Source organism: Mucilaginibacter robiniae, assembly GCF_012849215.1.
Classification (GTDB): Bacteria; Bacteroidota; Bacteroidia; order Sphingobacteriales; family Sphingobacteriaceae; genus Mucilaginibacter; species Mucilaginibacter robiniae.
Genome location: NZ_CP051682.1, coordinates 1,506,558 through 1,518,382 on the forward strand (window position 1 = coordinate 1,506,558; position 11,825 = coordinate 1,518,382).

Below are 11,825 nucleotides of genomic sequence, written 5' to 3' on the forward strand. Positions count from 1 at the left end.
GTATTCCTGTTCTACTTTACCAAAGTACCGATAGGTTCTCCCTCAGCTACTTTGCGGAAGTTGTCTGGCTTATTCATGTCAAATACAATAATTGGCAGCTTATTTTCCTGACATAACGTAAAAGCTGTCATATCCATTACATTCAAACCTTTATCATACACCTCCTGGAAAGTAACTTCATCATACCTAGTGGCAGTCGGGTCTTTCTCCGGATCGGCAGTGTAAATTCCATCCACACGGGTTCCTTTTAATACCACATCAGCTTTAATCTCGATAGCTCTTAATGAAGCTGCGGTATCTGTAGTAAAATAAGGGTTACCGGTACCTGCACCAAAAATCACAATTTTACCGGTTGCCAAATGCGTCATGGCTCTGCGGCGAATGTACGGCTCGCAAATCTGCTCCATTTTAATAGCCGATTGCAGACGAGTATCTACCCCAATACCTTCCAGTGCACTTTGTAAAGCCATACAGTTAATTACAGTAGCCAACATACCCATGTAATCAGCCTGTGCACGTTCCATACCTGATTTTTCGGCACTTAGTCCTCTGAAAATATTACCTCCACCCACTACTACAGCAATCTCGACACCAGCTTCACTCACTGTTTTTATATCATGTGCATATTGCAGTACACGGTTATTGTCAATACCATATTGGCGGTCACCCATTAACGATTCGCCACTTAGTTTCAGTAAAATTCTTTTGTATTTCATGCAGAATGCGTGTTTATAGTGTTTTAGTTAATATAATGTTAGTATCGTTTACCTTTATAATACGTGAACTGAATGTTAAATTCCGAGTCAAAAATAATTAAATCCGCGTCATATCCGGCTTCAACTTTTCCTTTACTTGCTAATGCGGCTAGTTGCGCGGGATAAAGTGATGCCATATTCACAGCTTCGCCTAAGCTGATTCCCGCATGTTGTACACAGTTCTGCACAGCTTTCAACAATGTTAAGGCAGAACCTGACAGGATTCCATCAGGCATTACATATCTATTCTTATCAAATCGATGTGGGTATACCCCATCAGTTGATTCAGTAACTGCATCGGTTATCAGAAACAGCTTATCCCCCAATTCGCGTTTGGCTAACCGAATCATGGAAAAATCAACATGTACGCCATCAGCTACAATGCTGGTGTAAGGTTTATGTTCAAATATGGCAGGTATAATGCCGGGTACCCGATCATGCATAGGCGGCATAGCATTATACAAATGTGTTATTGCATTGATGGGCTTGTTGATGAAATCTTTTGCCTGCTGATAAGTAGCATCACTATGCCCTGATGAAAGGATAATGTTCTGCTGCGCTAAATACTCGAGCACTTCGGCATCTTGCAGTTCGGGAGCCAGCGTAATCATCTTGATTTTACCTTCGCCCAAATTAATCCAATTCGTTATTTCTTTCAGAGTAGCTTTTTTGATGTGCTGCTCAAGATGTGCACCTCTACGTAACGGATTGATATACGACCCTTCCATGTGCAAACCTAGAAAGCTACCTATAGCTTGCGGCCGGTAAGCCTTAGCCGCCTCTATAGCTTTTACAACCACTTCATCAATATTGGTAGCCACAGTTGCTAAAAAGCCCGTACAGCCTTTCTGTAGTAAATCAAGCTCCATTTCCTGCAAAGCTGCTACTGATGGATGCCCACCAAACAACTGCTTTCCACTACCGTAAATTTGTAAATCAATTAACCCTGGTGCTAAGTAAGCACCTTTTAAGTCAATACGCTCAGCCTGAGCTGGTATTTCACTTACAGAAATTACCGCCTGAATTTGACTATTCTCAATAATAACAGCTTTACCATCAGTAACCTGACCGTTAAATACGATAAGAGTATTGTATAAAGCTGTTAACATGGCTGTTTGAATAAAAGTAGAATGCAAAAAAAATCCCCGCCTTTCATAAAAGGCGGGGATTTTAAAATTAAGCTCCTAAAGCAACTCGCTTAAACGCGGTTACAGTTAAACCTTTATCAACACCACTCAGGAACTGAGCGATGCTTTTAGATGGATCTTTTACGAACTCCTGATTTAACAGAGTTGAATCTTTATAGAATTTGTTCAGCTTACCAGCAGCAATTTTTTCTACCATGGCTTCAGGTTTACCTTCAGCACGGATTTGCTCACGAGCAATAGCTAATTCACGCTCAATAGTAGTAGCGTCAACATCATCTTTATCTAAAGCAACTGGGTTCATAGCAGCAATTTGCATAGCTACGTCTTTACCAGCTTCTTCAGCACCGGCAGGGTTAGCGCTTAAGCCAACTAATACACCTAAACGGAAGTTACCGTGAATGTAAGCCACAACTTTTCCAGCTTCTAATACTTCGTATTTAGATACACCGATCTTTTCACCAATTTTACCAGTCATGTCGGTGATAGCTTCACCTAATTTTACACGATTGGTTTCAGTGTCAATTTCCAGGTTATATAAATCGTCTATAGTAGCTGGTTTATTTTGAACAGCAGTGTTAGCAATTGCGTTAGCAAAAGCAATAAACTCTGCATTTTTAGCTACGAAGTCAGTTTCGCAGTTTAATTCAATAATTACACCACGGTCGGCAGTTTCTGAAGTGCGGGCAATAACCACACCTTCGTTTGATTCACGGTCCTGACGGCTGGCAGCTACTTTAGCTCCTTTTTTTCTTAAGTAATCAATGGCTGCTTCAAAATCGCCGTTGGTTTCAGTCAAAGCTTTTTTGCAGTCCATCATACCTGCACCTGTTTGCTGGCGCAGTTTGTTAACGTCTGATGCAGAAATTTGTACTGTAGACATGTCTTTGTTTATTTATTAATTGTAAATAGATAATAGCAATGAGCTATTGGCTCGTTTATACCGCTTTACAACAGTCTGTTTATAAAAATTGCGGATTGTATGTCAGATCTATCAATCTTTCCTACAATCCACAATAGTTTAATTTATTCTTTTATACGCTCTTTACAGAAGCAGGCACTTATGCGCCGTGGCCTTCACTAGCGGTAACGTCAGTACTGGTTGACGGCGCTTCAGTTTCAGCAGCATTTCTGCGGCGACGGGTGTTTTCGTCACCACCATCAGCTTTAGCTTTTGATGCAGCTGCTTCTTTTTCAGCTTCGTCTTCTTTCTCGCGTTTACGCTCGTCTAAACCTTCCTGAATAGCTTGGATAATGATACCGGTAATCAAAGAAATTGATTTAGTTGCATCATCGTTAGCCGGGATAGGGAAATCGATGTTTGAAGGATCAGAGTTAGTATCCACCATGGCAAAGGTTGGGATATTTAACTTCAAAGCTTCAGAAACAGCGATGTGCTCTTTCTTAACGTCGATCAGGAACAGAGCAGCTGGTAAACGGTTCAGGTCAGAAATACCACCTAATAAAGTTTCCAGTTTTACACGCTCACGCTGAATCATCAGACGCTCTTTTTTAGAAAGGTTGCTGTAAGTACCATCTTTAGTCAATTTATCGATGTTTGACATCTTTTTGATTGACTTACGTACAGTAGCAAAGTTAGTTAACATACCACCTAACCAACGCTCGGTTACGAAAGGCATGTTTACGGTTTTAGCATAATCAGCTACGATATCTTTTGCTTGCTTTTTAGTAGCTACAAATAATACTTTACGGCCTGATTTTACTATTTGTTTGATAGCCGCTGCGGCATCTTCAACCTTACTTAAGGTTTTATTTAAATCGATAATATGGATACCGTTACGCTCCATGAAAATGTACTGAGCCATTTTCGGATCCCATTTGCGGGTAAGGTGACCAAAGTGTACACCTGCATCCAGTAAGTCCTGATATGTTGTTCTTGCCATTGTTGTGTCCTCCTTAAAAAATTAACGTTTACTGAATTGGAATCTTCTGCGTGCTTTACGGCGACCTGGTTTTTTACGTTCCACCATACGTGGGTCACGAGTCATTAAACCTTTAGCGCGTAGAGCTGGTTTTTTCTCCGCATCAAGTTCAACAATAGCTTTAGCGATAGCTAAACGAACAGCTTCTGCTTGTCCTTTTACACCACCACCGGTTACGTTAGCAACCACGTCAAATTTACCCTCTGAACCAGAAACCAGTAAAGATTGAGTAGCTACGTATTGTAAAGGTAAGGTAGGGAAATATTCTTTGTAATCTTTACCGTTAACGGTAAGGGCGCCACTGCCTTCGTTTAAGTAAACGCGGGCAACAGCTGTTTTTCTTCTGCCTGAAGTGTTAGTTGTTGGCATTTCTTTTCTCGTTTTAAATTAAAAAGTTAAATGGTTTTTGGGTTTTGTGCAGCGTGCGGATGCTCGGCGCCGGCATAAACATACAGGTTGCCATAAATAGCTCTGCCCAAACGATTTTTAGGTAACATACCACGAACGGCTTTTTCAATTACACGCTCAGGGAATTTAGCCATTAACTCCTTAGGAGAAATGAAACGCTGACCACCAGGGTAACCAGTGTAAGAAACATATTGCTTGTCGCTGAATTTGTTTCCGGTCAGTTTTACCTTGTCTGCATTGATAACAATCACGTTATCACCGCAGTCTACGTTTGGGGTGAAGCCTGGCTTGTGTTTTCCTCTGATGATTGATGCAATCTTAGAGGTTAAGCGCCCCAAAATCTCGCCTTGTGCGTCAACAACTACCCATTCCTTGTTAACGGTCTTTTTGTTGGCTGAGACAGTTTTGTAACTTAACGTATTCACTTGCTTTATATTAAATTAATTAAACAGTTTACTATACCCCGTAATTTCGGGACTGCAAAGATACGAGTATTTCTTTGACGTGCAAGTGGTTTGCTGCTAATTTTTATGTAAATCAGCTGGTTAAATCAGCAATATAATCTGTAAAAATAGTTAAGAGCTAAATATTTCCGTTTTACAGCATTTGTGCTTTCTATATCTTTGAAAAAATTAATCCTCATGCCAAATAAGCCTGCTAACCCAGACGATTCTATCAACCGCCGGAAATTTATTCATCATACGGCTGGTGCCGCAGGCGCTGCACTACTATTTTCTGCACCGCTGGTAAGCCATGCAGCAAATTTTTTAGATGCAGAACCTATAACCGTTGGACAGATTATGGATAAGTTTATCAGCCAGATCCCAAATGCACCCTTCCCTAACACGGTAGATACTTTAAAAGCAGGCAACCGGGATATTCAGGTAACCGGCGTGGTAACTACTATGTTTGCTACCATTGAGCTAATTAAAAAAGCTATAGACCTGAATGCCAATTTTATTATTGCACACGAGCCTACTTTTTACAACCATGCTGATAATACCCAATGGCTGGAGCACGATGAGGTTTACCGCTACAAAACCGATCTATTGAGAAAACACAACATAGCGATATGGCGCAACCACGACTATATACATAGCCTGGCTGCCGATGGTGTTGTAAAAGGCGCTGTTGACCAATTAGGGTGGCAAAAATTTAGCACTTCCAGCCAGTACATTTATAATTTGCCGCCTACAACACTGGCTAATATCATTGCGCATGCCAAGAAAAGTTTAAACATTCAAATGGTACGTTATATTGGTAACACGCAGCAAGTATGTAAAAGCGCCATTTATATGCCGGGTTCGGCTGGTGGCCAACGCCAAATTGAGGCCATCAGCAAGTATCAGCCTGATGTAGCTTTGTGTGGTGAGTTATCGGAATGGGAAACGGCCGAATATATCAGAGATGCCCGGGCTACCGGCAAAACCACGGCGCTAGTTGTATTAGGACATATTGCCAGCGAAGAGCCAGGCTCAGCATTTATGGCGCAATGGCTGAAACAGCATATACCAGAAGTTAAGGTAACACATATCCCAACAGGCAATTCGCTGTCGTTTATGTAAGATGATGCAAAATGTTGAATGATTTGCTTACTGTTACAGGTGTTACATGTTTCAGTGTGTAACACCCTGTAACACTGACAAACTATTGGCAGTGGTGGCACTAGTTTGTCAGTGTTTATGGTTAAGCAAATAAGATTTACATAGTTTATTACATAGATAATAATAGTGATAATTCTACAACAATTATCAATCATCAGTTACTAAGACAATTGTTCCATAAGCATACCTCGTTTCTCTTGAAAACTGATATTTTATTTTACTCAAATTAATATTTGGCAATTAGTTTTTCAGTAGGCGCTTTTTATCTTTAATCAGTAATAACTCCAGTACCTATTCTCTATACATTCCAATAACTTTTAAGATTTCTTTTAAATTTGGATATTGCTGTCCAATTGGTATATCTTCATAAATAGGAAATGTCACCTTATTTCCTACACTGTATTGTAAAAGTCCGGATTTCAACTCACTCATATAAACAAGCTGAGGTTTTTTGCCATCATCAATAATATAAGACCTATAATAGAATGTAGCTTTTATATGATACTTTTCATTTGGAGCTTTGTGAACAGAATTTACATTAAGAGATTCAAACTCAAATATTGTATCAACTTCAATTACACTCTGCACTTGAAATATTGTTAAATGTGCAGATACATTCTTCCAAGAGTTGATGACATGCTTGCCGACCTTTTTTCTTGAATACTTACAGTTTGTCAGATTCAACTTTGCATATTTTTCAAATATTTCAAAGTGATATTTACTTGGTTGCCCAACGTAATAACCATGCTCCTCGGCCAAAATGGCTTTATCTTTTCTAAGATCAGCCGCTAAATGCAACGTATCAGTAGGCTGAGAAAAAATCATGGTAAACATGAATAGCAAGTGCATCATAATTCAGTTTTATATTGAATACGAATAATTTTAGAGTACCTGTCAAAATCTATCTGAACATAATTAAAGTAAAAGTGATCAATCAATTTATAATCTTAACGCAACAAAACAAATTTGATATTACCTAACCTGTTACATAGCCTGATTATTGTATATACATGGATATGAAACAAATTCGTTTAAGCGTGCTGGATCAGTCGCCAGTACGTAAAGGCGTTACTGCCGAGCAAGCCGTACAAGAAACTATTGAACTGGCCCGCTTTGTCGACCAACTAGGTTATACCCGTTTCTGGATATCAGAACACCATAATATAGGCAGCCTTGCCGGCTCCACGCCCGAAGTACTGCTAGCTTACCTGGGCAGCCAAACTAAAAACCTGCGTATAGGCTCAGGCGGCATTATGCTGCCTAACCATAGCGCTTTAAAAGTAGCCGAAAACTTCCGAATGCTGGAAGCCTTGTTTCCAGGCCGGGTAGATTTGGGTATGGGCCGCGCACCAGGCACCGACCGCCTTACGGCTTCGGTACTTAACCCATCCAACCAATTCAGTGAACAAGCTTTTGTTGAACAGTTGATGGACTTGCAGAATTATTTTCATGATACTGCCGAAAACGGCCCGGTTGGCACCAAAATACGCGCCATTCCACAAGTACAAACGGTACCGGCTACCTGGTTGCTTAGCAGCAGCGGACAAAGCAGCATGTTTGCTTCCCATTTTGGAATGGGTTTTTCGTTTGCGCACTTTATTAATCCAGTAGGCGGCGCACAGGCTGTACAACTTTACCGCAGCCGTTTCCAGCCATCAGCTGATTTGGCTCAACCCGAAACTAATGTAGCCTTATTTGTTTTCTGTTCGGAAGATGAAGAAAGAATACAACAGCAACAAGCTTTGATGGACTACCGGTTTACACAACTGGAAAAAGGCGGCAACCTGATGCCGGTAAACTATAATGATATTAAAAATGTAACATACACCTTAGCCGAGCAGGAGCGCATTAAACTTAACCGCCGACGTGTAGTTACAGGTACTCCTGATGTGGTAAAAGCGCAGCTTACCCAAATGGCCAATACCTATGAGGTAAATGAACTCATAGCCGTTACCATCACCGAGCATTTTGAAGACCGTTTGCAATCGTATCAGCTTTTAGCCGAACAATTTGGTATTCTTGAACCCCAAGCGATTATCAATTAATAAAAATATATGTGGTAATTGGTAAAACTAGTTAGGTTTCAAAATCGTTTAAAAGCATTCAAAAGTGTTATTATTCCATAATTTAATAGTACTTTTGCAGCCAATTATTAACTATTACGATAATTTATATACTCATTATACATTACATACTGTGATAATCATTATCTTTTTTGTAGCCCACTGGTTCTTGTCTTTGTTCTTTCAAACCTTTTATCTGCACCGGTATGCGGCGCATAAAATGTTTACAACGCACAAAATCACTGAGCGTATTTTTCACACGTTAACTTTTATCAGCCAGGGTTCTTCTTTCCTGAATCCGAGAGCTTATGCAATTATGCACCGTGAGCACCATGCTTACAGTGATACTGAAAAAGATCCGCATTCGCCTCACTTCTTTACCGATGTATTTCAGATGATGTACCGTACAGCTATCAGCTTTCGTGAACACGAACGCAGAGTGAAAGAACCGGAAGCACGCTTTAAAGGCAATTACCCGGAATGGCGACTAATAGATTATTATGGTTCATTAAATTCAACCCGTTTGATGTTTGGGCTATTATACGCTTGGTTTTATGTAGCTTTTGCTACCCAGTGGTGGATGTTTTTACTGTTGCCTATCCAATTTATTATGGGCCCGTTACATGGCGCTATTGTTAACTGGTGCGGTCATAAATATGGCTACTCTAACTTTGATAATGGCGATAAATCAAAAAATACTACACCTTTCGACTTTTTCATGTTAGGCGAACTGTTCCAGAACAATCACCATAAATTTCCAAACAGCCCTAACTTTGGCAAACGCTGGTTTGAAGTTGACCCGGTTTACCCGGTAATGAAAGCCCTGCATTGGATGCGCATTATTAAAATGCGTAAACCATCAATAGCTTAAGCTAAAAGGAAAATAATTAAAGAAAAAAGCCTGCCCTTTTGAAAAAGGCAGGCTTTTTTCTTTTGTAAATACCTCAACAAGCTTATTACGTAACACAACTGTTAGAAAAGTCTTGAGTATTGCCGCTGTACTCTTGATACTAAAACACCTATCTTTGCCGCTCAATTTATTAGTTATGAGCGTATCAGTATTAGCGCAAACCCTGAAAGGTTCTGAAATCATCAAAATAGGTAATGAAATTAATGAGCTGCGCCGCCAAGGTGAGCAAATTGCCAACCTGACTATCGGCGACTTTGATCCGCAGATTTATCCTATACCGGATGAGTTAAAACAGGATATTATAGAAGCTTATCAGCATAATCATACCAATTACCCACCGGCCGATGGTATGCTGGAACTACGCAAGCAGGTAGCTACCTTTTTAGCTGAAGAACATCATATTAATGTTACCCCTCATGAAATTTTAATTGCTAGCGGTTCACGCCCATTAATTTACTCCACCTTTTTGGCTTTGGTAGATGCCGGTGATAAAGTAATTTATCCTACCCCATCCTGGAACAATAACCATTACTGCCATATTACCGGCGCTGTAGAAATACAGATTCCGACTGATGCCGAGAACAACTTTTTGCCTAAAGCGGCCGATTTAAAACCGCACCTGAAAGGCGCTACCCTGTTGTGTCTGTGTTCGCCACAAAACCCAACCGGCACCATGTTTGAAAAAGCTGATCTGGAAGAAATTTGCGACTTGATAATTACTGAAAATGCCAGTCGCCAACCTGGTGAAAAACCGTTGTACATTATGTACGATCAGATTTATGCCATGCTTACCTTTGGTAAAAAGCATTATGATCCGGTTACTTTGCGCCCTGAATTAAAAGATTACACCGTATATATTGATGGTATATCAAAATGTTTGGCTGCTACTGGTGTGCGTGTAGGTTGGGGCTTTGGTCCGGAAAATATTATTGCTAAAATGCGTTCTATTGTAGGCCACATGGGTGCCTGGGCACCTAAAGCCGAACAAGTAGCTACTGCCCAATATATACAACAAGCCGAGCCATTGCACAATTACTTGAATAACTTCAGTGCCCGCATACAGGAATGCCTGAATACTTTATACCAAGGTTTTCAGCAATTGAAAACAGAAGGTTTCGCAGTAGATGCGATTGAACCTATGGGCGCTATTTACCTAACGGTGAAAGTAGATTATACCGGTAAAACCACACCTGCTGGCGATTTGCTGCAAACATCGGCCGATATTAACTTCTACCTGATTAAAGTTGCCAAAGTAGCTTTGGTTCCTTTTTCAGCATTTGGTACTGATGATAGCGTAAATTGGTTCCGCGCTTCAGTAGGCACCTCAACCCTGGAAGATATACAAGGTATGATACCTCGCATACGCGAAGCATTAACACAGTTGAAATAGTACTGCATCATCTCCCTTATGTCATGGCGAGTGATAGCGAAGCCATCTAGCCAACAAGCTGTTCATGCCTGCACAGAGATGGTTTCGTACCTCGCCATGATGGTTTTAGATTAATTTGCCTTCTGCATAGCGCATATAGCTTAGGTTCTAATACGCTATATTCTGCCACCAGCCTATCGTTTTTTGCATTTTAAATTTCATCTTTGCAAAATTATAGCGTACGGACTATAACTTCCGGTACTTACTGATAACGAACAGATATGAAAAACGCATTTGAAATTCAGGGCGGCAAAAAGTTAAAGGGCGAAATCATTCCCCAAGGCGCTAAAAATGAAGCTCTGCAAATTCTTTCGGCAGTATTACTTACCAGCGAAAAAGTAACGGTAAGCAATATACCCGACATTAAGGATGTAAATAAGCTTATTGAACTGCTGGGCGATATGGGCGTTACGGTCGAACGTCTTTCGGCAGATACTTATACTTTTGAAGCCGCTAATATTGATTTGGATTTCTTCCAGTCAGAGGCTTTTAAATCCAAAGGTGGCAGTTTACGGGGTTCTATCATGATTGTAGGCCCATTGCTGGCCCGCTTTGGTAAAGCTTCTATACCGAAACCTGGTGGTGATAAAATAGGCCGCCGCCGGTTAGATACCCACTTTTTGGGCTTTGAAAAATTAGGTGCCCGCTTTAATTACAACCCTGAAGAAGGCTTTTACCGGGTAGATGCCAGTGATTTGAAAGGCACCTATATTTTGCTAGACGAGGCTTCGGTAACCGGTACAGCCAACATTGTAATGGCTGCTGTACTGGCTAAAGGTACTACTACCATCTATAATGCAGCTTGCGAACCTTACCTGCAACAGCTTTGCAAAATGCTGAACCGCATGGGTGCTAAAATTATCGGTATTGGCTCTAACCTGCTTACTATTGAAGGTGTAACTGAGCTGAAAGGTACCGAACACCGCATGTTGCCTGATATGATTGAAATTGGTTCTTTCATCGGCTTGGCTGCCATGACGGGGTCTGAAATCACCATCAAGAATGTTCAATATAAAGAATTGGGTATTATACCTGATACTTTCCGGCGCTTGGGTATTAAGATTGAGTTGAAAGGTGATGATATTTTCATTCCGGCACAAGATCATTATGAAATTGAAACCTTTATTGATGGTTCCATCATGACGATTGCCGATGCTCCCTGGCCTGGCTTTACTCCCGATTTGTTAAGTATTATTTTGGTGGTCGCTATTCAGGCTAAAGGTTCGGTACTGATTCATCAAAAAATGTTCGAAAGCCGCTTGTTCTTCGTAGATAAACTGCTGGATATGGGTGCCCAAATTATTTTGTGTGATCCGCATCGTGCTACGGTAATTGGTTTAGATAAGCAGGTACAGTTGCGCGGCATCAGCATGACCTCACCCGATATTCGTGCCGGCGTATCATTACTGATTGCAGCCTTATCAGCTCAAGGTAAATCTACCATTTACAACATTGAGCAAATTGAACGCGGCTATCAGCACATTGACGAACGACTGAAAGCATTAGGAGCTGATATTGTACGCATTTAAGCAAAACAACCTTATTTAATAAAGTAAAAACCACTGCTT

At 40.7% G+C, this 11,825-nt stretch carries 12 protein-coding genes; 5 read left to right on the forward strand and 7 right to left on the reverse strand.

Going from position 1 to position 11,825, the window contains the following annotated elements; translation table 11 throughout:
• Positions 1–11: 11 nt before the first annotated feature.
• The 6 genes from pyrH to rplM all read right to left on the reverse strand — a co-directional run bounded on the left by pyrH (position 12) and on the right by rplM (position 4,676).
• Complete coding sequence (gene pyrH / locus HH214_RS06685) at positions 12–716, reverse strand: UMP kinase (protein WP_169606589.1); 705 nt, start codon at positions 714–716, stop codon at positions 12–14.
• Positions 717–754: 38 nt separating this feature from the next.
• Complete coding sequence (nagA, locus tag HH214_RS06690) at positions 755–1,864, reverse strand: N-acetylglucosamine-6-phosphate deacetylase (protein WP_169606590.1); 1,110 nt, start codon at positions 1,862–1,864, stop codon at positions 755–757.
• Positions 1,865–1,931: 67 nt separating this feature from the next.
• Positions 1,932–2,783: a translation elongation factor Ts gene (tsf, locus tag HH214_RS06695; protein ID WP_169606591.1), complete on the reverse strand. Its 852-nt coding sequence runs from the start codon at positions 2,781–2,783 to the stop codon at positions 1,932–1,934.
• A gap of 178 nt (positions 2,784–2,961) precedes the next feature.
• Positions 2,962–3,804, reverse strand: a complete 843-nt coding sequence (rpsB, locus tag HH214_RS06700) for a 30S ribosomal protein S2 (RefSeq protein WP_169606592.1) — start codon at positions 3,802–3,804, stop codon at positions 2,962–2,964.
• Positions 3,805–3,825: 21 nt separating this feature from the next.
• Positions 3,826–4,212 carry a 30S ribosomal protein S9 gene (rpsI, locus tag HH214_RS06705; RefSeq protein ID WP_169606593.1) on the reverse strand — a complete coding sequence of 129 codons (387 nt, stop codon included), beginning with the start codon at positions 4,210–4,212 and terminating at the stop codon, positions 3,826–3,828.
• Positions 4,213–4,238: 26 nt separating this feature from the next.
• Complete coding sequence (rplM, locus tag HH214_RS06710) at positions 4,239–4,676, reverse strand: 50S ribosomal protein L13 (RefSeq protein ID WP_169606594.1); 438 nt, start codon at positions 4,674–4,676, stop codon at positions 4,239–4,241.
• A gap of 216 nt (positions 4,677–4,892) precedes the next feature.
• On the opposite strand from rplM, the gene HH214_RS06715 reads away from it, so the two are divergent.
• A complete protein-coding gene (locus tag HH214_RS06715; RefSeq protein WP_169606595.1) occupies positions 4,893–5,816 on the forward strand; it encodes a Nif3-like dinuclear metal center hexameric protein in 924 nt (307 codons plus the stop codon).
• Positions 5,817–6,146: 330 nt separating this feature from the next.
• Here the strand turns inward: HH214_RS06715 and HH214_RS06720 are convergent, their stop codons facing one another.
• Positions 6,147–6,707 (reverse strand): hypothetical protein, encoded by a 561-nt coding sequence (locus tag HH214_RS06720; protein WP_211166322.1) that lies wholly within the window; start codon positions 6,705–6,707, stop codon positions 6,147–6,149.
• A 158-nt stretch (positions 6,708–6,865) separates the two neighbouring features.
• Between HH214_RS06720 and HH214_RS06725 the strand changes: the two genes are divergently transcribed.
• The 4 genes from HH214_RS06725 (at position 6,866) to murA (ending at position 11,786) form a co-directional block, all read left to right on the forward strand.
• Positions 6,866–7,900, forward strand: coding sequence for an LLM class flavin-dependent oxidoreductase (locus tag HH214_RS06725; RefSeq protein ID WP_248282226.1), 1,035 nt, complete (start codon positions 6,866–6,868; stop codon positions 7,898–7,900).
• Between the two features lie 151 nt (positions 7,901–8,051).
• Complete coding sequence (locus HH214_RS06730; RefSeq protein ID WP_169606597.1) at positions 8,052–8,789, forward strand: acyl-CoA desaturase; 738 nt, start codon at positions 8,052–8,054, stop codon at positions 8,787–8,789.
• A gap of 175 nt (positions 8,790–8,964) precedes the next feature.
• Positions 8,965–10,218 (forward strand): pyridoxal phosphate-dependent aminotransferase, encoded by a 1,254-nt coding sequence (locus tag HH214_RS06735; protein ID WP_169606598.1) that lies wholly within the window; start codon positions 8,965–8,967, stop codon positions 10,216–10,218.
• Positions 10,219–10,478: 260 nt separating this feature from the next.
• On the forward strand, positions 10,479–11,786 hold the full coding sequence (murA, locus tag HH214_RS06740) for a UDP-N-acetylglucosamine 1-carboxyvinyltransferase (RefSeq protein ID WP_169606599.1): 1,308 nt from the start codon (positions 10,479–10,481) through the stop codon (positions 11,784–11,786).
• Positions 11,787–11,825: the final 39 nt, after the last annotated feature.

Coding starts and splice junctions, on each gene's coding strand:
- pyrH (WP_169606589.1), bottom strand. CDS start 716: ATGAAATACAAAAGAATTTTACTGAAACTAAGTGGCGAATCGTTAATG.
- nagA (WP_169606590.1), bottom strand. CDS start 1,864: ATGTTAACAGCTTTATACAATACTCTTATCGTATTTAACGGTCAGGTT.
- tsf (WP_169606591.1), bottom strand. CDS start 2,783: ATGTCTACAGTACAAATTTCTGCATCAGACGTTAACAAACTGCGCCAG.
- rpsB (WP_169606592.1), bottom strand. CDS start 3,804: ATGGCAAGAACAACATATCAGGACTTACTGGATGCAGGTGTACACTTT.
- rpsI (WP_169606593.1), bottom strand. CDS start 4,212: ATGCCAACAACTAACACTTCAGGCAGAAGAAAAACAGCTGTTGCCCGC.
- HH214_RS06715 (WP_169606595.1), top strand. CDS start 4,893: ATGCCAAATAAGCCTGCTAACCCAGACGATTCTATCAACCGCCGGAAA.
- HH214_RS06720 (WP_211166322.1), bottom strand. CDS start 6,707: ATGATGCACTTGCTATTCATGTTTACCATGATTTTTTCTCAGCCTACT.
- HH214_RS06725 (WP_248282226.1), top strand. CDS start 6,866: ATGGATATGAAACAAATTCGTTTAAGCGTGCTGGATCAGTCGCCAGTA.
- HH214_RS06735 (WP_169606598.1), top strand. CDS start 8,965: ATGAGCGTATCAGTATTAGCGCAAACCCTGAAAGGTTCTGAAATCATC.
- murA (WP_169606599.1), top strand. CDS start 10,479: ATGAAAAACGCATTTGAAATTCAGGGCGGCAAAAAGTTAAAGGGCGAA.